The 24,300-nt window shown below is 42.5% G+C and carries 15 protein-coding genes; 11 read left to right on the forward strand and 4 right to left on the reverse strand.

The features are described from left to right. Window positions 1–44 precede the first annotated feature (44 nt). The 9 genes from HF881_RS04565 to metK all read left to right on the forward strand — a co-directional run bounded on the left by HF881_RS04565 (window position 45) and on the right by metK (window position 18,938). Window positions 45–701, forward strand: a complete 657-nt coding sequence (locus HF881_RS04565) for a CBS domain-containing protein (protein ID WP_000268641.1) — start codon at window positions 45–47, stop codon at window positions 699–701. A 110-nt stretch (window positions 702–811) separates the two neighbouring features. After that, window positions 812–1,907 (forward strand): peptide chain release factor 2 gene (gene prfB, locus HF881_RS04570; RefSeq protein WP_169446645.1). Its coding sequence is split into 2 segments (ribosomal slippage): window positions 812–883 and window positions 885–1,907, totalling 1,095 coding nucleotides; the frame shifts between segments, so codons are not numbered across the junction. A gap of 18 nt (window positions 1,908–1,925) precedes the next feature. After that, window positions 1,926–2,618, forward strand: coding sequence for a cell division ATP-binding protein FtsE (ftsE, locus tag HF881_RS04575; protein ID WP_000022257.1), 693 nt, complete (start codon window positions 1,926–1,928; stop codon window positions 2,616–2,618). Continuing rightward, the gene (ftsX, locus tag HF881_RS04580) at window positions 2,611–3,537 is read left to right on the forward strand and encodes a permease-like cell division protein FtsX (protein ID WP_093586643.1); all 927 of its coding nucleotides are present in this window, start codon (window positions 2,611–2,613) and stop codon (window positions 3,535–3,537) included. Before ftsE ends, ftsX begins: the two co-directional genes overlap by 8 nt. A 227-nt stretch (window positions 3,538–3,764) precedes the next feature. Next, window positions 3,765–5,951 (forward strand): PTS transporter subunit IIBC, encoded by a 2,187-nt coding sequence (locus HF881_RS04585; protein ID WP_206283171.1) that lies wholly within the window; start codon window positions 3,765–3,767, stop codon window positions 5,949–5,951. Between the two features lie 51 nt (window positions 5,952–6,002). Further along, window positions 6,003–6,818, forward strand: a complete 816-nt coding sequence (locus tag HF881_RS04590) for an endonuclease/exonuclease/phosphatase family protein (RefSeq protein ID WP_169446646.1) — start codon at window positions 6,003–6,005, stop codon at window positions 6,816–6,818. A 196-nt stretch (window positions 6,819–7,014) separates the two neighbouring features. Next, window positions 7,015–15,786 carry an SHIRT domain-containing protein gene (locus HF881_RS04595; protein ID WP_169446647.1) on the forward strand — a complete coding sequence of 2,924 codons (8,772 nt, stop codon included), beginning with the start codon at window positions 7,015–7,017 and terminating at the stop codon, window positions 15,784–15,786. Window positions 15,787–16,060: 274 nt separating this feature from the next. Beyond that, window positions 16,061–17,404, forward strand: a complete 1,344-nt coding sequence (locus HF881_RS04600; RefSeq protein WP_169446709.1) for a DEAD/DEAH box helicase — start codon at window positions 16,061–16,063, stop codon at window positions 17,402–17,404. A gap of 343 nt (window positions 17,405–17,747) precedes the next feature. Then, window positions 17,748–18,938 (forward strand): methionine adenosyltransferase, encoded by a 1,191-nt coding sequence (metK, locus tag HF881_RS04605; protein ID WP_169446648.1) that lies wholly within the window; start codon window positions 17,748–17,750, stop codon window positions 18,936–18,938. Between the two features lie 67 nt (window positions 18,939–19,005). Here the strand turns inward: metK and HF881_RS04610 are convergent, their stop codons facing one another. From HF881_RS04610 to HF881_RS04625, 4 genes are all read right to left on the reverse strand, one after another. Continuing rightward, window positions 19,006–19,305: a DUF1827 family protein gene (locus HF881_RS04610; RefSeq protein ID WP_000767190.1), complete on the reverse strand. Its 300-nt coding sequence runs from the start codon at window positions 19,303–19,305 to the stop codon at window positions 19,006–19,008. A 58-nt stretch (window positions 19,306–19,363) separates the two neighbouring features. Next, window positions 19,364–19,816 carry an NUDIX hydrolase gene (locus HF881_RS04615; RefSeq protein WP_169446649.1) on the reverse strand — a complete coding sequence of 151 codons (453 nt, stop codon included), beginning with the start codon at window positions 19,814–19,816 and terminating at the stop codon, window positions 19,364–19,366. 130 nt (window positions 19,817–19,946) lie between these two features. After that, a complete protein-coding gene (locus tag HF881_RS04620) occupies window positions 19,947–22,205 on the reverse strand; it encodes an ATP-dependent Clp protease ATP-binding subunit (protein ID WP_169446650.1) in 2,259 nt (752 codons plus the stop codon). A 238-nt stretch (window positions 22,206–22,443) separates the two neighbouring features. Beyond that, window positions 22,444–22,674 (reverse strand): DUF1797 family protein, encoded by a 231-nt coding sequence (locus HF881_RS04625; RefSeq protein ID WP_000443579.1) that lies wholly within the window; start codon window positions 22,672–22,674, stop codon window positions 22,444–22,446. A 190-nt stretch (window positions 22,675–22,864) separates the two neighbouring features. On the opposite strand from HF881_RS04625, the gene HF881_RS04630 reads away from it, so the two are divergent. Beyond that, on the forward strand, window positions 22,865–23,548 hold the full coding sequence (locus tag HF881_RS04630; protein ID WP_125398851.1) for an amino acid ABC transporter permease: 684 nt from the start codon (window positions 22,865–22,867) through the stop codon (window positions 23,546–23,548). Further along, window positions 23,548–24,282: an amino acid ABC transporter ATP-binding protein gene (locus tag HF881_RS04635; protein ID WP_000140929.1), complete on the forward strand. Its 735-nt coding sequence runs from the start codon at window positions 23,548–23,550 to the stop codon at window positions 24,280–24,282. Before HF881_RS04630 ends, HF881_RS04635 begins: the two co-directional genes overlap by 1 nt. Window positions 24,283–24,300: the final 18 nt, after the last annotated feature.

Below are 24,300 nucleotides of genomic sequence, written 5' to 3' on the forward strand. Positions count from 1 at the left end.
AAGAAAGTGTATAATTATAGTAGCAATAAAGAAGGAGAAGTCTCATGGCAGTTAAAGATTTTATGACCCGCAAGGTAGTTTATATCAGTCCAGATACGACTGTAGCACATGCAGCAGATTTGATGCGAGAGCAAGGTTTGCACCGTTTACCTGTTATCGAAAATGATCAATTGGTTGGTCTTGTAACAGAAGGAACCATTGCTGAAGCCAGTCCGTCTAAAGCAACCAGTCTCTCCATCTATGAGATGAATTATCTTCTCAATAAGACCAAAGTTAAAGACGTCATGATTCGGGATGTTATCACAGTGTCAGGTTATGCAAGTCTAGAGGATGCGACTTATCTTATGTTGAAAAATAAAATCGGTATTCTTCCAGTTGTGGACAACCAACAGGTTTATGGTGTGATTACAGATCGTGATGTTTTTCAAGCCTTTCTAGAAATCGCTGGCTACGGCGAGGAAGGAATTCGTGTTCGGTTTATTACGGAAAATGAAGTTGGGGTTTTGGGGAAGATTGTGACCTTGATTGTAGAGGAAAATCTGAATATTTCACACACCGTTAATATTCCTCGCAAGGATGGTAAGGTTGTTATTGAAGTTCAAATTGATGGGACGATTGATTTAACCTTCCTGAAGGAGAAATTTGAAGCTCAAGGTATCCAAGTAGAGGAGATTGCTCGAACATCTGCTAAAAAGTTATAAAATGGAGGGTGAAAGCCCTCTTTTTTGTATACAATTTGAAATAACAAGCAAAATATGGAAAGAAATGAGAGAATGTGGTATAATGAAACGATGTGAATAAAGGAGTATTTATGGACATTTCAGAAATTCGTCAAAAAATTGACGCAAATCGTGAAAAATTAGCTTCTTTCAGGGGGTCTCTTTGACCTCGAAGGACTAGAGGAAGAGATTGCCATCTTGGAAAACAAGATGACAGAACCTGATTTTTGGAACGATAATATCGCGGCCCAAAAAACGTCGCAAGAATTAAATGAATTAAAAAACACCTACAACACCTTCCGCAAGATGGAGGAGTTGCAGGATGAAGTTGAAATTTTATTGGACTTTTTAGTAGAAGACGAGTCTGTACGTGATGAACTGGTTGAACAGTTGACAGAACTGGATAAGATGATGACCAGCTACGAAATGACGCTTCTCTTGTCAGAACCTTATGACCATAATAATGCAATCTTGGAGATTCATCCAGGATCTGGTGGTACTGAGGCTCAAGACTGGGGTGATATGTTGCTCCGTATGTATACTCGTTATGGAAATGCCAAAGGTTTTAAAGTAGAAGTCTTGGATTACCAAGCTGGTGATGAAGCGGGCATCAAGTCTGTGACCTTGTCTTTTGAAGGTCCAAATGCCTACGGTCTTCTCAAGTCAGAAATGGGTGTTCACCGTTTAGTCCGTATTTCGCCATTTGACTCTGCCAAACGTCGCCATACTTCATTTACCTCCGTGGAAGTCATGCCCGAGTTGGATGATACCATCGAAGTGGAGATTCGTGAAGATGATATCAAAATGGACACCTTCCGTTCAGGTGGTGCTGGTGGACAAAACGTCAATAAAGTTTCAACAGGTGTGCGTTTGACACACATTCCTACGGGAACTGTCGTCCAATCAACGGTCGATCGTACCCAGTATGGAAATAGAGATCGTGCTATGAAGATGTTGCAAGCCAAGCTCTATCAAATGGAGCAAGAAAAGAAAGCTGTAGAAGTCGATTCCCTTAAAGGTGAGAAAAAAGAAATCACTTGGGGAAGTCAGATTCGTTCTTATGTCTTCACACCTTATACCATGGTAAAAGATCACCGTACGAGCTTTGAAGTCGCTCAGGTAGATAAGGTCATGGATGGAGATCTTGATGGTTTCATCGATGCTTATCTCAAGTGGCGAATCAGCTAAGAATAGAAAGGAACTCACATGTCAATCATTGAAATGCGAGATGTTGTCAAAAAATATGATAACGGAACGACTGCTCTTCGTGGAGTCTCTCTTAGTATTGAACCAGGAGAATTTGCCTATATCGTTGGGCCTTCTGGAGCAGGGAAGTCAACCTTTATTCGAGCTTTATATCGAGAAGTAAAGATTGAAAAAGGGAGCCTAACAGTTGCAGGTTTTAATTTGGTTAAAATCAAGAAGAAAGATATCCCTCTGCTCCGTCGCAGTGTTGGGGTAGTCTTTCAAGATTACAAACTCTTGCCAAAGAAAACCGTTTATGAAAATATTGCCTATGCAATGGAAGTAATCGGTGAGAACCGTCGCAATATTAAGAAACGGGTTATGGAAGTCTTGGACTTGGTCGGTTTGAAACACAAGGTTCGCTCTTTCCCTAACGAACTCTCAGGTGGAGAGCAGCAACGGATTGCGATTGCTCGTGCGATTGTGAACAATCCTAAGGTCTTGATTGCCGATGAGCCGACAGGAAACTTGGACCCAGATAATTCTTGGGAAATTATGAATCTGTTGGAACGCATCAATCTCCAAGGTACTACTGTCTTGATGGCGACCCACAATAGCCAGATTGTAAATACCTTGCGCCACCGTGTCATTGCCATTGAAAATGGCCGTGTCGTTCGTGACGAAGCTAAAGGAGAATATGGATACGATGATTAGTAGATTTTTTCGCCATTTATTTGAATCATTAAAAAGTTTAAAACGAAATGGCTGGATGACAGTAGCAGCGGTAAGTTCGGTTATGATTACCTTGACGCTCGTTGCCCTGTTTGCATCCGTAATTTTTAATACAGCGAAACTGGCTACCGATATTGAAAACAATGTTCGTGTCATGGTTTACATTCGTAAGGATGTGGCGGATAATAGTGAAACGATTGAAAAAGAAGGTCAGACAGTTACCAATAATGACTATCACAAGGTTTATGATGCCTTAAAAGCCATGCAAGGTGTTAAGAATGTCACTTTTTCAAGCAAGGAAGAGCAGTATCAAAAATTGACGGAAACAATGGGAGACGATTGGAAGGTCTTTGAAGGAGACGCTAATCCTCTCTATGATGCCTATATCGTTGATACCAATACTCCGAGTGATGTTCCTAAAGTAGCAGAAGAGGCCAAGAAAATTGAAGGGGTATCTGAGGTTCAAGACGGTGGTGCCAACACTCAACGACTTTTTGAACTGGCTTCCTTTATCCGTGTTTGGGGATTGGTTATTGCAGGGCTCTTAATTTTCATCGCAGTCTTCCTCATTTCCAATACCATCCGTATTACCATTATTTCTCGGAGCCGTGAGATTCAGATCATGCGTCTAGTAGGAGCTAAAAATGGCTATATTCGTGGTCCATTCTTGCTAGAAGGTGCCTTTATCGGCTTACTAGGTGCAGCGATTCCTTCAGTCCTTGTATTCTTTGTTTATAATATGGTTTATCAATCTGTCAATAAATCCTTGGTGGGGCAAAACTTGTCAATGATTACACCAGATGTGTTTATCCCTTTGATGACAGTCCTATTGTTTGTGATTGGTATTTTCATTGGGGCAATCGGATCAGGTATTTCTATGCGTCGATTCTTGAAGATCTAGTTGGATATAAATGCAACTTGCAGACTAAATCAGAAATAATACAATTTTAAAAGAGAAGTTTTCTTGAGCTTCTCTTTTTCTTTTAGCACTTGTATAAAAATTTAAGAAAAACGGAAAATTTTTTTATAAAAGCCTTTACAAAAAAAAATAAAGTGGTATAATTAAATTATAAACAAGTGCAAACGTTTTCGTAAAACGTTTGCCTAAATAAAATAAAGGAGATTTGAATGATGAAAGCTACATTCAAAAATGTCTTGTCTTTCGAGTTTTGGCAGAAATTCGGTAAGGCTTTGATGGTGGTTATCGCGGTTATGCCAGCCGCTGGATTGATGATTTCAATCGGTAAGTCACTTGCAATGATTGACCCAAACCTTGCTCCCCTAGTTATTACTGGTGGCGTACTAGAGCAAATTGGTTGGGGGGTTATCGGTAACCTTCATATTTTGTTTGCCCTCGCTATTGGAGGAAGCTGGGCTAAAGAGCGCGCTGGTGGTGCTTTCGCCGCTGGTCTTGCCTTCATCTTGATTAACCGTATCACTGGTACAATCTTTGGTGTATCAGGCGATATGTTGAAAAATCCAGATGCTATGGTAACTACTCTCTTTGGAGGCTCAATCAAAGTTGCTGATTACTTTATCAGTGTTCTTGAAGCACCAGCCCTTAACATGGGTGTATTCGTAGGGATTATCTCAGGTTTTGTAGGGGCAACTGCCTTTAACAAATACTACAACTACCGTAAACTTCCAGACGCACTTTCATTCTTCAACGGGAAACGTTTTGTACCGTTTGTTGTTATTCTTCGTTCAGCAATCGCTGCAATTCTACTTGCTGCTTTCTGGCCAGTAGTTCAAACAGGTATCAATAGCTTTGGTATCTGGATTGCCAACTCACAAGAAACTGCGCCAGTTCTCGCACCATTCTTGTATGGTACCTTGGAACGTTTGCTCTTGCCATTTGGTCTTCACCATATGTTGACTATCCCAATGAACTACACAGCTCTTGGTGGTACTTATGACATTTTAACTGGTGCAGCTAAAGGTACTCAAGTATTTGGTCAAGACCCACTTTGGCTTGCTTGGGTGACAGACCTTGTTAACCTTAAAGGTTCAAATGCTGACCAATACCAACACCTTCTTACAACTATCACTCCAGCTCGTTTCAAAGTTGGACAAATGATCGGTTCATTCGGTATCTTGATGGGTGTCATCGTGGCTATCTACCGTAATGTTGATGCTGACAAGAAACATCAATATAAAGGTATGATGATTGCGACAGCCCTTGCAACATTCTTGACAGGGGTTACTGAACCAATCGAATACATGTTCATGTTTGTAGCAACACCTATGTATCTTGTTTACTCACTTGTTCAAGGTGCTGCCTTTGCTATGGCTGACGTAGTAAACCTACGTATGCACTCATTCGGATCAATTGAATTCTTGACTCGTACTCCGCTAGCTATCAACGCTGGTCTTGGTATGGATATCATTAACTTTATCTGGGTAACTGTCCTCTTTGCAGTCATCATGTACTTCATTGCCAACTTCATGATTCAAAAATTCAACTATGCAACTCCAGGACGTAACGGAAACTATGAAACTGCTGAAGGAGCATCAGAAGATGCAGCTCCAGGAGAAACAAAAGTTGCAGCTGCTTCTCAAGCCGTAAATATCATTAACCTTCTTGGTGGTCGTGCAAACATCGTAGATGTAGATGCATGTATGACTCGTCTTCGTGTAACTGTTAAGGACGCAGATCGTGTTGGTACTGAGGAACAATGGAAAGCTGAAGGAGCTATGGGTCTTGTCATGAAAGGACAAGGCGTCCAAGCTATCTACGGACCAAAAGCTGACGTATTGAAATCTGATATCCAAGATATCCTTGACTCAGGTGAGGTTATTCCTGAAACTCTTCCAAGCCAAATGACGGAAGCTCAACAAAATACTGTACATTTCAAGGGTGTAACTGAGGAAGTTTACTCAGTAGCTGATGGCCAAGTCATTGCCTTGGAACAAGTGAAAGACCCAGTTTTTGCTCAAAAAATGATGGGTGACGGATTTGCGGTAGAACCAGCAAATGGAAATATCGTATCTCCAGTTACAGGTACTGTATCAAGTATCTTCCCTACAAAACATGCTCTTGGTCTTGTGACTGAAGCAGGTCTTGAAGTACTTGTTCACATCGGTTTGGATACTGTAAGCCTTGAAGGTAAACCATTCACAGTTCACGTTTCTGAAGGACAAAAGGTTGCTGCTGGTGATCTTCTTGTTACAGCTGACTTGGATGCTATCCGTGCAGCAGGTCGTGAAACTTCAACAGTGGTTGTCTTCACAAATGGAGATGTTCTCAAATCTGTTAAATTAGAACAAACTGGTTCTCTTGCAGCTAAAACAGCAGTTGCTAAAGTAGAATTGTAATATACTTGAGGTTGGAAGCTGTTTTCCAACCTCTTGTTTTAGGAGAAAAGCATGAAATTTTTAACACTCAATACCCACAGTTGGATGGAGAAGGAAGCAGAAGAAAAATTCCAGCTCTTACTCCAGGATATTCTTGAAAAAGACTATGATTTGATTTGCTTCCAAGAAATCAATCAAGAAATTATTTCTCCAGAAGTGGAGGTTGATCATCTTTATCAAGCTTTGCCAGCGGCAGAACCCATTCATCAAGACCACTATGTCCGACTTCTGGTTGAAAAGTTGGCTGAGAAAGGGAAGAATTACTACTGGACTTGGGCTTACAATCACATCGGCTATGACCGCTACCATGAAGGTGTAGCAATCTTATCTAAAACGCCTATTAAGGCGCGTGAAATTTTAGTGTCTGATGTAGATGACCCAACGGACTACCATACTCGCCGTGTCGCCTTGGCAGAGACAGAAGTTGAAGGGAAGGAGCTTGCTCTTGCAAGCGTCCATCTCTCTTGGTGGGATAAAGGTTTCCAAGAAGAATGGGCTCGATTTGAGGCTGTGCTGAAAGGTTTGAACAAACCTCTGATTTTAGCAGGTGATTTCAATAACCCAGCTGGTCAGGAAGGCTACCAAGCGATTTTAGCTAGTCCTCTAGATTTGCAAGATGCTTTTGAAGTTGCTAAGGAGAGAAGTGGCAGCTATACCGTTCCACCAGAAATTGATGGTTGGAAAGGCAATGCCGAACCGCTTCGAATTGACTATGTCTTTACAACGAAAGAGTTAGAAGTAGAAAGCTTGCATGTAGTTTTTGATGGTCAGAATAGTCCGCAAGTCAGTGACCACTATGGTTTGAACGCAATTCTGAATTGGAAATAAATATTTAAAATGAAAGGAGATGTTTCCTTTCATTTTTTTACAAAAATTACTATTTTGGGGAAGAACATTTTTTGTATATTTGTATATTATGAAAAAAATATCAATAGATATATTTTTTAAAAATTAAGGTTCAAAAAGTCGATAAGATCAACTGTTTATGATAAAATGGTAATTATGAAATAAAAGGAGGACTGGAATGTTTTTTCAGGATAGAAAGATAAAATATTCAATCCGCAAATTGTCAGTTGCTACTGTGTCACTTGCGATTGGATTTTTGTTTGCACCTGCGGCTATTGGAGCCGCTCAAGTAGCTCAAGCGGATGAGCTTACGGCTACTGAACAAGTGGAGAATAAAGCAGAGAGTCAGGTCTCGGTGGGCTCTTCCGCGACAGAGCCTCAGAAAGAAAACCAAGTTTCTTTGAGCTCTTCGGAATCTACCGTAGCAGAGACAAGTGAAGCGATAGCATCTACTGGTTTTAGAAATGCTCAGCCAGCTACAGGCACTGTCCAAGCAACTCCAGCAAATGCTAGTCTCAATAAGAGCACTTTAGAGAACTACCTCAAAGAGTTGCGTAGCAAGGACTTTTCAAGTAAGACAGACGATAGTCTAGAAATCTTGAATGGCGTGATGACAGCTGCTGATAGCGTGCTTCAAACTGCGACAAAGCAAGAAGAAATTGATAAAATTTATCGCAATCTAGTGACTTTTGTCAATTCAGGTCTTCGTGATAAAAATCCGAAAGTCATCCCAGACAAGGATAAGACTCCTCACACAGCACTTTATGAGTTTGAAAGTGCTACACCAGGAAAATCAGCTCTGTGGGGACTGAGCTACCTAAAGCCAGAAGACACAAAAATCTACAAAAAGGGCGATAAAGTAAAGGCCATCCAGCCAACTGAAACAACTTATGTAGAGAATGATGGAAGTGGTAGATGGACCTTTAAGGGCTATGACTATGATAGCCAGGTGATTGACAAAGATGATGTCTTCTTCACAGGTAAGTGGGAATTTACACCGACACCATATAAGGCAACCTATAGAGCGGTTAATGGATCACCTGGAAAAACTTTGCCATCTTATGTTGCAAATTGGAGTCCAGAAGATAAAAGAAGATTTGCTGAGGGTGAAGTAGTAAAAGCACAAGAATTTCACTATGTTTTTTATACTTCAGAAGAATATCCTAACCGAAAAGGCTATTGGGCTTTGACTGGCTTTGATGCTCCAAGTAAAGTGGCAAACAATGGCGATGTAGAGTTCGTAGGAACTTGGAAATACTTTGAGGATGTCACTGTATCCTACAAACCTATGAACCAGCACGATTTTGAGAATTTTTATCATTTACCAAGTAGTCCTAAGACCTCACGTGACGAATATAAATTACCTCTTCCTAAGGAGATAAAAGATCTAGAAAGTAAGCTATACGATTACAAGCTTTCTCTCAATCAGTTTGATAAACGTGATGAGTATTTACCTAAAAATATACTGGATACGGTAGCAGCCTTGCTTCGCTACGATGAAGTTCAAGGTGTCTACAAACCCTTTTATGATGCGGAAAATGAAGGAAATTGGACCTTTGAGGAAGATGTAGTAGATTTAACCTTCAGTCGTGAACTAGAGCGGGCGGCTACATATGGGGAAATACCAAAAGTTACAATACCATTGGAGTTTGTATTTAAAGGGGTTCCTCGGAAACCGACTTATGAGTTTGTCAGTGGAACGGCTGGCAAAGCACTACCTGCTGAGATCAATAATCTGAAGCCGGTAGATATGCCTGAATGGGAGTATGCAAAGAGAAAGCAATACCCGAAAGGTGAGATGGTTCAGTCTGTTAGACCGACTCAAGAGTCCTACTATGATGCAGTTAACAAGGGTACCTGGACCTTTACAGGCTACGATTTTACTGAAAAACCAGTAAGTGAGTGGGATCATAAAGGATGGAACCTTAAGTTTACAGGTACTTGGACTTTTGTAGCGGATAAGTACTCAGAAAACTATGAGTTTGTTAGCTCAGATCCTAGTCGATCTCTACCAGCTGCAGTTAAGGCCTTGACGCCAAGTAATACAAATACTTACGATAATGGCGATACTGTATATGTGGAATATCCACGTGAGACGACCTACATGGACTTTGATAACGAGGGTACTTGGAAATTTAATGGCTATGACGCTAATAGCAAGGTAGTTAATCAAGATAAAGTTCTCTTTACAGGTAAATGGTCCTTCACACCACACAGAGATAAGACTGTTTCCTTTGACTTTGTCAGTGATACCCCAGGGAAGGCTATTCCGAATGATCTGAAGGCGCAAATTCCAGCTTCTATCACGACATCTCCGAAAGATTATTCTGATAATGTTAGATATGTCATTGAAAGTTTCTATACATACACAGATGATGATAATGATGGTACATGGAAGTTTATTGCTCCTGAGAAGATAGAAAAACCATCTGATGATGAGGACTCTACTTACACACTCCACTGGGTCTTTGAACCGATCAAGCGTAGTGTTTATTATGACTTCTATACAGATTCAAAAGATGATTTTGGTCAAGAGATCTATCCACCATCAACTTTGTTTGATCTAATCACTTATGAAAGAGAATTTGTCAAGGGTGAAAAAGCTCGCGTTAAAATGCCGTCTAAAACAAGAATTGAGGATCCAGATGGCAGAGGAACTTGGGTATTTGATGACTACTATGAAGATGATAATACGACTATTTCTCCACGTGTGAAAACAGTAGGGACAGGAGACGTTATCTTTAGAGGAAGATGGATTTTGGTTCCTACTGATCAGTCTGATACAATCTACAGAGTGGAGTATAAATTTACTAACTCGACTCCTGCTTATCCTCTTCCAAACAAGATTCGCGATATGCTTCCAGCTGGCACTGATTTCGTTGCACGAGCTGACGATTACAAAGATGCAAGCAAACTTGACACATCGACAGTAACTGTTCCAACTGGTACTTGGACTTTCCATGGTTTTGATGCGGATAAATACGGAAAAGCTATTGCAGGTACGAAAGTGAAGACCATCACAGGATCTTGGAGCTTTACGCCAAATGGTATAGACTATCAGTTCCAATCAACTAATCCTGATTTCGTATTACCAGATCATATCACCAAGTTGACTCCGAAAAATCCTTATGATTACAAGTTATATCCTAAGGAAATTCTGGCTGAACAACCAAGTGAAACGACTTATGTTGATACGGCGAATAAAGTGACTTGGACGTTTGCAGGATACGATAAAGAAAAAATCGTTGTAGCAGAAGGCAGACAAACTTTCCTTGGAAGCTGGGTACCTACTCCAAACCCAGAATATGTATTCAAATCTTCTAAAGCGGGTGTTCCATTACCACAAAGTATTTTGGGAATGCTTCCAAATGATGAGGCTTCTTATAAGGTTGGTGACACCATTGTAGCCAAACAACCTGCTGAAGAATCAGTAGTTGAAGAAGAAAAAGACTATGTCTGGACCTTCAAAGGTTACGATCAGAAGAATGCGACCTATAATGGCAAGCGCGTGACATTTACAGGTATCTGGGAAGTAACGCCTAGACCACATCATGTAAGCTATACTTTTGAAAGCGAAACGGCTGGTGTTGATTTGCCTGAATTTATCCAGAAGAAAGCGCCAAAAGATGGCTCAACTTACTTCAATGGGACGAGAGTTTTTGCAGAAGAGCCGACAACAAAGACTTACAAAGATGATGTGAATGATGGTAACTGGACTTTCGCTGGTTATGATGCCAAAAGTAAGATTGTGAGAAAGGCTGATCTGACCTTCACAGGTAAGTGGTCATTTGTAGCTAACAAGTACCAAGCTACTTACAGTTTCGCAAGTGCAACAGCAGGTAAGGCTCTTCCAGCAGAAATCACAGGTTGGACCCCAAGCGACAGTGCAACATATGTGAATGGTGACTCTGTTTCCGCTCAACAACCAGCGCAAGCGACCTACACAGATACTGTGAACGATGGCACCTGGACCTTCAAGGGTTATGATGCAGCTAGCGCCGTTGTCAACAAGTCCAATGTTGAGTTTGTAGGTAACTGGGCCTTTGAAGCTAACAAGTATCAAGCTACTTACAGTTTCGCAAGTGCAACAGCAGGTAAGCAACTTCCAGCAGCTATCGCAGCATTGACCCCAAGCGATAGTGACTCGTATGTGAATGGTGCCTCTGTTTCAGCTCAACAACCATCTCAAACCACTTACACCGACGCAGTGAACGACGGCACATGGACCTTCAAGGGTTACGACGCAGCTAGCGCCGTTGTCAACAAGGCAGATGTAGAGTTTGTAGGAAAATGGGCTTTTGAAGCCAACAAGTACCAAGCTACTTACAGTTTCGCAAGTGCAACAGTAGGTAAGCAACTTCCAGCAGGTATCGCAACGCTACTTCCAAGCGACAGTGCAACATATGTGAATGGTAACTCTGTTTCGGCTAAACAACCATCTCAAACCACATACACAGATAGTGTGAATGACGGCACCTGGACCTTCAAGGGTTATGATGCAGCTAGCGCCGTTGTCAACAAGGCAGATGTAGAGTTTGTAGGTAAATGGACCTTTGAAGCTAACAAGTACCAGGCTACTTACAGTTTCGCAAGTGCAACAGTAGGTAAGCAACTTCCAGCAGGTATCGCAACGCTACTTCCAAGCGACAGTGCAACATATGTGAATGGTGACTCTGTTTCCGCTCAACAACCATCTCAAACCACTTACACCGACGGAGTGAACGATGGCACATGGACCTTCAAGGGCTACGATGCAGCTAGCGCCGTTGTCAACAAGGCTGATGTAGAGTTTGTAGGAAAATGGACCTTTGAAGCTAACAAGTATCAAGCGACTTACAGTTTCGCAAGTGCAACAGCAGGTAAGCAACTTCCAGCAGGTATGGCAACGCTGCTTCCAAGCGACAGTGCAACATATGTGAATGGTGCCTCTGTTTCCGCTCAACAACCATCCCAAACCACTTACACAGATAGTGTGAACGATGGCACATGGACCTTCAAGGGTTATGACGCAGCTAGTGCCGTTGTCAACAAGGCTAATGTTGAATTTGTAGGTAAGTGGACCTTTGAAGCCAACAAGTATCAAGCAAGTTACCGCTTCGAGAGCGCCACAGCAGGTAAGGCTCTTCCAGCAGGCATTGCCACGCTACTTCCAAGCGACAGTGCAACTTATGTGAATGGTGCCTCTGTTTCCGCTCAACAACCATCTCAAACCACATACACAGACACAGTGAACGACGGCACTTGGACCTTCAAGGGTTATGACGCAGCTAGCGCTGTAGTCAACAAGGCTAATGTTGAGTTTGTAGGAAAATGGACCTTTGAAGCTAACAAGTACCAAGCTACTTATCGCTTCGAGAGTGAGACAGCAGGTAAGCAACTTCCAGCAGCTATCGCAGCATTGACCCCAAGCGACAGTGCAAGATATGAGAATGGTAACTCTGTTTCTGCTCAACAACCATCTCAAACCACTTACACAGATAGTGTGAACGACGGCACATGGACCTTCAAGGGTTACGCCGCAGCTAGCGCCGTTGTCAACAAGTCCAATGTAGAGTTTGTAGGAAAATGGACCTTTGAAGCCAACAAGTATCAAGCGACTTACCGCTTCGAGAGTGAGACAGCAGGAAAAGCTCTTCCGTCAGGCATTGCAACACTACTTCCAAGCGACAGTGACTCGTATGTGAATGGTGACACTGTTTCCGCTCAACAACCATCCCAAACCACTTACACCGACGGAGTGAACGACGGCACATGGACCTTCAAGGGCTATGACGCAGCTAGCGCTGTAGTCAACAAAGCTAATGTTGAGTTTGTAGGAAAATGGACCTTTGAAGCTAACAAGTACCAGGCTACTTATCGCTTCGAGAGCGCAACAGCAGGAAAAGCTCTTCCAGCAGGCATTGCCACACTACTTCCAAGCGACAGTGCAACTTATGTGAATGGTGCCTCTGTTTCCGCTCAACAACCATCTCAAACCACATACACAGATACTGTGAACGATGGCACATGGACCTTCAAGGGTTATGACGCAGCTAGCGCCGTTGTCAACAAGGCTAATGTTGAATTTGTAGGAAACTGGACCTTTGAAGCCAACAAGTACCAAGCGACTTATCGCTTCGAGAGCGCCACAGCAGGTAAGGCTCTTCCAGCAGGCATTGCAACACTACTTCCAAGCGACAGTGCAACTTATGTGAATGGTGCCGCTGTTTCAGCTCAACAACCATCTCAAACGACCTACACAGATACTGTGAACGACGGCACCTGGACCTTCAAGGGTTACGACGCAGCTAGCGCCGTTGTCAACAAGGCTAATGTTGAGTTTGTAGGAAACTGGACCTTTGAAGCCAACAAGTACCAAGCGACTTACCGTTTCGAGAGCGCCACATCAGGAAAAGCTCTTCCGGCAGGCATTGTCACGCTACTTCCAAACGACAGTGCAACATATGTGAATGGTGCCTCTGTTTCCGCTAAACAACCATCCCAAACCACTTACACAGATACTGTGAATGACGGCACATGGACCTTCAAGGGCTACAATGCAGAAAATGCAGTCGTGAACAAGGCTGATGTAGAGTTTGTAGGAAACTGGACCTTTGAAGCTAAGAAGTACCAAGCTACTTACAGTTTCGCAAGTACAACAGCAGGTAAGCAACTTCCAGCAGCTATCGCAGCATTGACCCCAAGCGACAGTGCAACATATGTGAATGGTGCCTCTGTTTCCGCTCAACAACCAGCGCAAGCGACCTACACAGATACTGTCAACGATGGCACATGGACCTTCAAGGGTTACGACGCAGCTAGCGCCGTTGTCAACAAGTCCAATGTAGAGTTTGTAGGAAACTGGACCTTTGAAGCCAACAAGTACCAAGCGACTTACCGCTTCGAGAGCGCCACAGCAGGTAAGGCTCTTCCAGCAGGCATTGCAACACTACTTCCAAGCGACAGTGCAACATATGTGAATGGTAACTCTGTTTCCGCTAAACAACCAGCGCAAGCGACCTATACAGATAGTGTGAACGATGGCACATGGACCTTCAAGGGTTACGACGCAGCTAGCACCGTTGTCAACAAGGCTGATGTAGAGTTTATAGGTAAGTGGACCTTTGAAGCTAACAAGTACCAAGCTACTTACAGTTTCGCAAGTGCAACAGCAGGTAAGCAACTTCCAGCAGCTATCGCAGCAGTGACCCCAAGCGACAGTGCAACATATGTGAATGGTGCCTCTGTTTCGGCTAAACAACCATCTCAAAACACTTACACAGATAGTGTGAACGATGGCACATGGACCTTCAAGGGTTACGACGCAGCTAGCGCCGTTGTCAACAAGGCTGATGTAGAGTTTATAGGTAAGTGGACCTTTGAAGCTAACAAGTACCAAGCTACTTACAGTTTCGCAAGTGCAACAGCAGGTAAGCAACTTCCAGCAGCTATCGCAGCAGTGACCCCAAGCGACAGTGCAAGATATGTGAATGGTGACACTGTTTCCGCTAAACAACCAGCGCAAGCGACCTACACAGATACTGTGAACGACGGCACTTGGACCTTCAAGGGTTACGACGCAGCTAGCGCCGTTGTCAACAAGGCTGATGTAGAGTTTGTAGGTAACTGGGCCTTTGAAGCCAACAAGTACCAAGCAAGTTACCGCTTCGAAAGTGCGACAGCAGGGAAAGCACTTCCAGCAGCCATTGCAGCATTGACTCCAAGCGACAGTGCAACTTATGTGAATGGCAATACTGTTTCAGCTAAACAACCAGCGGAAATCACATACACAGATAGCGTGAATGACGGCACTTGGACCTTCAAGGGCTATGACGCAGCTAGCGCCGTTGTCAACAAGGCTAATGTATCCTTCGTCGGTAACTGGACCTTTGAAGCCAACAAGTACCAAGCTACTTACCGCTTCGAGAGCGCAACTGCGGATAAAGCGCTTCCAGCAGCCATCGTAGCATTGACCCCAAGCGACAGTGCAACTTATGAGAATGGTAACTCTGTTTCCGCTCAACAACCATCACAAACGACCTACACAGATAGTGTGAACGATGGCACTTGGATCTTCAAAGGCTATGACGCAGCTAGCGCTGTTGTCAACAAGGCCAATGTATCCTTCGTCGGTAACTGGACCTTTGAAGCCAACAAGTACCAAGCTACTTACCGCTTCGAGAGTGAAACAGCAGGTAAGCAACTTCCAGCAGGTATCGCAACGCTGCTTCCAAGCGACAGTGCAACTTATGTGAATGGTGCCTCTGTTTCCGCTGAGCAACCAGCGCAAACCACTTACACAGATAGTGTGAACGACGGCACTTGGACCTTCAAGGGTTACGACGCAGACAATGCAGTCGTCAACAAGGCCAATGTATCCTTCGTCGGTAAATGGGAATTTGTAGCTAACAAGTACCAAACTACTTATCGCTTCGAGAGCGCAACGGCAGGTAAGCAACTTCCAGCAGAAGTATTGAGCTTACTTCCACAAAGTGGAACATATACTACAAGTTCTTCTGCAGCGATTGCTTTCGTTCCAGAAGCACCGATGCCTGTAGAAGTTGCTGTTGCAAATGGTACATGGACATTCTTAGGTTACCAAGAAGTGGAAGAGGGGGCAAATCTAACCTTCGTCGGTAAGTGGGTCTTTGAAGCTAAGCAAGATCCTAGTCCACAACCACAGCCGGCACCAACGCCACAACCAGCACCTCAACCAAATCCAGTTCCACCAGTTAATCCAGGAGGAGAGCAGGGAACTGATAATAATCAGGCAGATAGACATCAATCAGAACAACCAAGAAAACCTGAAGAGAATCCACCAGCTCAAAGTCCAGCAGGAGAAAAAGCAAAACAAGCTACATTGCCAAATACGGGTAGCACTGCACCGCTTTCACTCACTGGACTAATGACTAGCTCTCTTCTTGCAGGTCTAGCAGCGTTGCTTCTTGGTCGCAAGCGGAAAGATGATTAATCACTAATTTTATCTAGAAGCTTTCGACTTTTACAAGATTATTAAGCAACTGTTTGACTGTTTGACAAATCTATCTGAATCGCAAGCTTTAAGGCTGAGAGAAGACCAATTTGGTCTTCTCTTTTTGCATTTTGTATAGAAAGCAACTGTGTGATTTTTAGTATAAGAGAGGTATTTAGAGAAATCGAGAGCCTTGTGATAGGTCAGATGAGTCGGACTACTGAAAATGTTCAAAATATGGTATAATGGTTAAATGAATAGAATCGAGGATAGTATGTCATTTACGAAATTTCAGTTTAAAAACTATATAGAAAAGGCTTTGGAGGAGTTGAAATTTACAACTCCAACAGAGGTTCAAGATAAGTTAATTCCTATTGTCTTGGCAGGTCGAGATTTGGTCGGTGAATCAAAAACAGGTTCAGGAAAAACCCACACTTTCTTGCTGCCCATTTTCCAGCAATTGGATGAAAAGAGCGATAGTGTGCAAGCAGTGATTACGGCTCCAAGTCGTGAGTTAGCTACTCAGATTTACCAAGCAGCTCGTCAGATTGCAGCTCACTCAGATGTCGAAGTTCGTGTGGTTAATTATGTGGGTGGTACGGATAAGGCGCGTCAGATTGAAAAACTTGCCAGTAACCAACCACATATCGTTATCGGAACGCCAGGTCGCATCTATGACTTGGTCAAATCTGGTGATTTGGCTATTCACAAGGCTAAGACCTTTGTCGTCGATGAAGCCGATATGACCTTGGATATGGGATTCTTAGAGACAGTCGATAAGATTGCAGGGAGCCTTCCAAAAGACTTGCAATTCATGGTCTTTTCAGCAACTATTCCACAAAAATTACAACCGTTCTTGAAAAAATACTTGTCAAATCCTGTCATGGAGAAAATCAAGACCAAGACAGTCATCTCAGATACGATTGATAACTGGTTGATTTCGACCAAGGGACGAGATAAGAATGCTCAGATTTATGAGTTGACGCAAGCCATGCAACCATATCTAGCCATGATCTTTGTTAACACAAAGACGCGTGCTGATGAGTTACATGCCTACTTGACTACTCAAGGATTGAAGGTAGCAAAGATTCATGGAGACATTGCTCCTCGTGAGCGCAAGCGAATCATGAACCAGGTGAAAAATCTGGATTTTGAGTACATTGTCGCAACAGACTTGGCAGCGCGTGGAATTGACATTGAAGGTGTCAGCCATGTTATCAATGATGCCATTCCGCAAGACTTGTCCTTCTTTGTTCACCGAGTTGGACGAACTGGACGCAACGGACTGCCTGGTATAGCTATTACCCTTTACCAGCCAAGCGATGACTCGGATATCCGTGAGTTGGAGAAATTAGGAATCAAGTTTACTCCTAAGATGGTCAAAGACGGAGAGTTTCAAGATACCTATGACCGTGATCGTCGTGCCAACCGTGAAAAGAAGCAAGATAAGCTTGATATTGAAATGATTGGCTTGGTCAAAAAGAAAAAGAAAAAAGTCAAACCAGGCTATAAGAAGAAGATTCAATGGGCGGTGGATGAAAAACGCCGCAAAACCAAGCGTGCTGAAAATCGCGCACGTGGGCGTGCCGAGCGTAAAGCCAAACGCCAAACATTTTAAGGATAAAATTGGAGTCGAATGGCTCCTTTTTCTAACTTCGTTTTATGAATTTTCAAAAATACTGCAAAAAAAAGTAAAAAGTGGTATAATGATAAGGTTATATAGTCCCGATAAGATGGTAGAAATTTCTATCAGTACTTTGTAACTCGCAAAGAATGACGGCTCCAAAGTCACTCGTCATTCTACGGTTACCGCTATAAGGCGGTCACCCTATGCGCCTTACTAGCTTCAGAAATAAAAAAACATCGTTTTTATTTCTTTCGCGTCGTAACTCTTAGACTATAGAAATTCCTATCAGTACTTTGTAACTCTATAACAATATTTTTTAAGGGGGGACATTTTTATGTCAGAACGTAAATTATTCACGTCTGAATCTGTATCTGAGGGGCATCCAGATAAGATTGCAGACCAAATTTCAGATGCGATTTTGGATGCTATTTTAGCAGAGGATCCAGAAGCGCACGTTGCTGCTGAGACAGCAGTATACACTGGATCTGTCCACGTTTTTGGTGAAATTTCTACAAATGCCTATGTGGATATTAACCGTGTAGTTCGTGATACCATTGCAGAGATTGGTTATACGAATGCAGAATATGGTTTTTCTGCGGAAACAGTTGGAGTTCATCCATCGCTTGTTGAGCAGTCACCGGATATCGCCCAAGGTGTTAACGAAGCCTTGGAAGTCCGTGGAAATGCAGATCAAGATCCGCTTGATTTGATTGGAGCTGGAGATCAAGGTCTTATGTTTGGATTTGCAGTGGACGAAACAGAAGAGCTCATGCCATTGCCAATCTCACTTAGCCACAAGTTGGTTCGTCGTTTGGCAGAACTTCGTAAGTCTGGTGAAATCAGCTATCTCCGTCCAGATGCTAAATCACAAGTTACAGTTGAGTATGATGAAAATGACCGTCCAGTACGCGTGGATACAGTCGTTATTTCAACTCAGCACGATCCAGAAGTTAGTAATGAACAAATCCACGAAGATGTGATTAGCAAGGTCATCAAAGAGGTTATTCCAGCCTCTTACTTGGATGAACAGACAAAATTCTTCATCAATCCAACTGGTCGCTTCGTAATCGGTGGACCTCAAGGGGACTCAGGCTTGACTGGTCGTAAGATTATCGTGGATACCTATGGTGGCTACTCTCGTCATGGTGGTGGTGCCTTCTCTGGTAAGGATGCGACTAAAGTGGACCGTTCAGCCTCTTATGCGGCTCGCTACATTGCCAAGAATATCGTTGCTGCAGGTTTGGCTAAGAAGGCAGAAGTGCAATTGGCCTACGCTATCGGGGTAGCGCAACCTGTTTCTGTTCGTATCGATACTTTTGGTACAGGAACAGTAGCTGAAAGCAAGCTTGAAAAAGCAGCGCGTCAAATCTTTGACCTTCGCCCTGCAGGAATTATCCAAATGCTGGACCTCAAACGGCCAATTTACCGTCAAACAGCGGCTTATGGACACATGGGGCGTACAGATATTGACCTTCCATGGGAACGTTTGGACAAGGTAGACGCTTTGAAAGAAGCTGTGAAATAAAATTAAAAGATTGGTAGAAACTACCAATCTTTTTTTGCAAAAGAAAACCAGCTTTTGGCTGGCTTTCTTATTTTGTAGGAATAGAAATTTCAATCAATTTGTCTGAATAGAGGGTCTTGATATTGGCTTCATCGATCTTATCTTTATCAATTTTGCGCTTCATGAAGAAGTCTTGGATGGTTTCGATTTCTGGTTCACGAATAGCGCGGTGTTTGTTGGAAATGAGGATTTCATAGTGAAGCGGAGCTTGTGTGAAAATCACATCTGTGTTTCCAGCAGAATAGACCTCAACAAGGGTCGCGTCAGTACTTTCTAATTGGCTTTTAACAAGTTGCGAGTGTGAATTAGTCGTGTTGATAAGCTTCATAATAGTTCCTCCGATTTTCTAACTCTATTATAGCACTTTTTGGATAAAATCGTGTATTTTAGTCAATTCCATACTGGATTTTCCAAGCTTCAATTCCCCATTTGTGGCTACCACGTTTGAGTTTTTCTATTGCCTCATCAATAGGAAACCAAGCAATATGATTAAAATCTTCCAATGGTTTTTGTACTTCTTGGAAAGAAGTAGCTTCATAGAGATAAGCTGGGTTGTAGTAGTAGGTGTCACGGTGGCGAGAGTAAAAATACTCATCAGCTTGTCCGAAATAGCTTCCGATTTCAGCTGTAAAACCAAGTTCTTCGATTAGTTCTCTCTTCAGTGCTTCTTGATGGTCTTCACCTGCTTCAATCTCTCCACCTGGCAAGAACCAAGCACCATTGGGAGCTTGAACTAAGACAATTTGTTTTTTTTCTGGATCAGGAATAACTGCGTAAACGCCGTAGCGGGGCAGGTAGGTCATATTCTCTTTCTTTTCACCAAAAGTTGGGTTTGCCATTGAACTGTCCTCATTCTCTAGTATCTTTATTATTATCATAATGGACGAGGGGCAAGCTGTCAAGAATTTACAGTTATTTTAGTAAAAAAGGTGCAGAAAATGATAGACTTCCTGCACCTGTTATATAGCTTTATTCTTCTTTTTCAGAAGCAATTTCTTCTATTTTTTCAGTTTTTTTGGCAGATTTGATTTGAATCTTACCATTGCTTGTCATGACTGCCTTGAGGGCTTTCTCACTTGGATTTTCAAGGTAGAAGTCAGTGATGGCGTCCTCGATATGGTCTTGAATGGTACGACGGAGTGGCCGTGCCCCCATTTTTGGATCATAACCTAGATCAACTAATTTTTCTTTGACTTTATCCGTCACTTCGAGGTGGATGTCGTTGCTAGAAAGACGTTTGTTAACATCTGCTAGCATGAGTTCGACGATTTGGAGGAGGTTGTCCTTGCTGAGAGCTTTGAACTCGATGATGCCGTCAAAACGGTTCATAAATTCTGGGCTAAAGAAATTGCCGAGTTCACCGAGAACAGAGTTGGTTCGACCTTCACGAGCTGCCCCAAAACCAACACTGGCTTCGGCCTTACCAGTACCCGCATTTGAGGTCATGATAATGATAGCATCCTTAAAGCTAACTGTACGTCCTTGCCCATCAGTCAAACGACCATCGTCCAAGACTTGGAGGAACATGTGCATGACATCTGGGTGGGCTTTTTCAACTTCATCGAGAAGGATGAGAGAGTAGGGATTGCGACGAACTTTTTCTGTTAATTGACCAGCTTCATCGTAGCCGACATAACCTGGAGGGGCACCGACTAATTTAGCCACACTGTGTTTTTCCATGTATTCACTCATATCAAAACGAATCATGCTGTCAGCAGAGCCAAAGAGTTCAATGGCTAGTTGTTTGGAAAGTTCTGTCTTACCGACACCAGTTGGTCCGACAAAGAGGAAACTTCCGATTGGGCGGTTGGGAGTACCAAGTCCAACACGATTACGACGGATGGCTTTGGCAATCTTATCAACAGCCTCGTCTTGTCCGATAACATGGGCCTTGAGGTCGTCTGCCAGATGGATGAGTTGAGATTGTTCTTTTTCTTTTAGTTCCCCAACAGGGATATTAGTTTTCTGCTCAATGATATGTTCAATGGTTTTCTCGCTAATGATAGGAGTATCCTGATCGGTCACCTTGTTTTTCTGCATTTCCTTGTACTTGGAAATCTGATCACGGAAGTAGGCAGCTTTTTCAAAGTCTTCCTCTCGTGTAGCTTGAGTCTTGAGATTCTCAGCTTCAATTAAACGCTGATCAATCACTTTGGGATCGACAAAGTTCAGAGTCAGATTCATCTTAGAACCAGCTTCGTCTAAAAGGTCAATAGCCTTGTCAGGTAAGAAGCGGTCTTGAATGTAACGATTGGACAGATTAGCAGCTGCCTCGATAGCAGCATCAGTATACTTGACGTGATGGTAGTCTTCGTATTTCTTTTGAACCCCTTTGAGGATGATAATGGTTTCTTCGACAGTTGGTTCATCTACCTTGACAGGCTGCATCCGGCGCTCCAAAGCAGCATCTTTTTCAATGATGCGGTATTCATTAAGAGTAGTAGCGCCAACCAATTGCAACTCACCACGAGCAAGGGCAGGTTTGAGGATATTTCCTGCATCCATATTGCCATCGCCTGCTGACCCTGCACCAACAATTTCATGGATTTCATCGATAAAGAGAATGATATCCTCGCGTTTGCGTATCTCTTCCATGAGTTTTTGCATACGCTCTTCAAATTGGCCTCGGATACCCGTTCCTTGAACTAGACTGACCACATCCAAACGGATAACTTGCTTGCCTTGGAGTTTATGGGGAACATCACCATCGACAATTTTTTGAGCCAGACCTTCAACAACGGCTGTTTTACCAACACCTGGTTCTCCGATGAGGACAGGATTGTTTTTTGTTCGACGGTTGAGGATTTCGATAACACGGATAATCTCCTCATCTCGACCGATAACAGGGTCAATATCCCCACGACGGGCAATCTCAGTTACGTTGATACCATATTCCTCTAGGAGTCCTCTTTCTTGGCTAGGAGGTGTTTGAAGTGGACCACGGTTTTGAGGTCCGTATCCCCCATCGCCCCCATATCCTCCACCTGATTGAGTTGGGGGAACGTTATTTGAAGAAGCCCTGAAATTATTCAAATCATTGAAAAAGTCTCCAAAAGGATCAAAGTCTCGATTGTTTAGGTCAGTCATTCCTTTAAAGAGGGTATTGTTTGGATCCGTTTTGATAATTTTATAGCAATTTTGACAGAGATCAATTTGCTTTTGCTGTCCATTGATATTGGTATACAGATGAATTGTTGAGTCGTTAATTTTACAGTTTTGACAGAGCATACATCTACCTCATTTCATTCTTATTCTTGGCTTAATAAAAAGGTCAAAAATAGTCAAAGTTTTATACTCTCATTATAGCATGATTAAGGTGTAAAGCAAGTAAAAAGATTGGGAAGTGGTCGTTTTTAAAAGAGGGATTCATGGAGAATCAAGTGACATTGAAGGTAAGAAAAAATCCCATTTGTGGTGACAAAAAGGATTCTCATTCATCAGTCAGGTTTTCCCTACTGATTTTTTATTAGTAAAGGAGTTCGTAGATCTCCATTGCAATCAAGTCAATACTATCAAAGGTATAGGTTTCACGTGCTTCAACATCGCGAAGGGTGAAGAGTGATCCATTTTCTTCGTCATAGCTGTAAGCAACTTCTGCAACAACAACTCCTTCACGTTCAAAATTACGTTTTAGATTTCCGCCATCTTTTGTCATAGCTTCTAGGCGGTTGATGATTCTAACCAAATGTGATTCCATTATGATTCTCCTCCATTTCTTATCGTTACTATTTTACCATAAACCACGGGGACTTGACTAGAAAAAACTAAGATTTCTCGCTATTTCTCTTTTGCATAAAATTATTGGTGAAAATCAGTGGGAAAAGATTGAATTTTAATTCAATACATGTTATAATCATACAATATGATATTTAGAAAGCTGAGTTTATATGAATTTTTCCTTTTTACCAAAGTATTTACCTTATTTTAATTATGGTGCTCTTATCACTGTAGTGATTTCAATTCTGGTAGTCTTTTTCGGTACCATTCTAGGTGTCTTATTGGCCTTTGCTCAGCGATCACGCTTTAAACCGCTTGTTTGGTTTGCAAATGTCTATATATGGATTTTCCGTGGAACTCCGATGATGGTTCAGATTATGATTGCCTTTGCCCTTATGCATATCAACGCTCCGACTATCCAAGTGGGAATTTTAGGAGTTGATCTTTCTCGTTTAATTCCAGGTATTCTGATTATCTCGATGAATAGTGGTGCCTATGTGTCTGAAACTGTTCGTGCAGGGATCAATGCAGTTCCTAAAGGGCAGTTAGAGGCGGCTTATTCCTTGGGTATTCGTCCCAAAAATGCTATGCGTTATGTTATTTTGCCACAGGCAATCAAGAATATTTTGCCAGCATTGGGAAATGAATTTATTACCATTATCAAGGATAGTTCGCTTTTGTCAGCAATCGGTGTCATGGAACTTTGGAATGGAGCTACAACGGTAGCAACGACGACCTATCTACCTTTAACGCCTCTCTTATTTGCAGCCTTTTATTACTTGATTATAACTTCTGTTTTGACAGTGGCTTTGAAGGCATTTGAAAATTACATTGGACAAGGAGACAAAAAATAATGACAGAAACCTTGATAAAAATCGAAGGCTTGCATAAGTCTTTTGGGAAGAATGAAGTCTTGAAAGGGATTGATCTTGAGATCAAAAGAGGGGAAGTTGTGGTAATTATCGGTCCGTCAGGTAGCGGGAAATCAACCCTTCTTCGTTCGATGAATCTTCTCGAGGAAGCAAGTAAGGGAAAGGTTATCTTTGAAGGTGTCGATATTACGGATAAGAAGAATGACCTTTTTGCGATGCGCGAAAAGATGGGCATGGTATTCCAACAATTCAACCTTTTTCCAAATATGACGGTCATGGAAAACATCACCCTGTCTCCAATCAAAACCAAAGGGGAAAGCAAGGAAGTAGCGGAGAAAAGAGCGCAAGAACTGCTAGAAAAAGTTGGCCTACCAGATAAGGCGACGGCCTATCCACAGAGTTTGTCAGGTGGTCAGCAACAACGGATTGCCATTGCACGTGGACTTGCTATGGAACCAGATGTTTTGCTTTTTGATGAGCCGACTTCAGCCCTAGACCCTGAGATGGTTGGAGAAGTTCTAGCTGTGATGCAAGACCTTGCTAAATCAGGGATGACTATGGTGATTGTGACTCATGAAATGGGCTTTGCGCGTGAGGTAGCAGACCGTGTTATTTTTATGGCGGATGGAGTTGTTGTCGAAGATGGAAGGCCAGAGGAGATTTTCGATCAAACAAAAGAACAACGGACCAAGGAATTTTTGAGTAAGGTTTTGTAATACCTCATTTTTAGAAGA

The organism is Streptococcus sp. WB01_FAA12, assembly GCF_012843315.1.
In the GTDB taxonomy this organism is placed as follows: domain Bacteria; phylum Bacillota; class Bacilli; order Lactobacillales; family Streptococcaceae; genus Streptococcus.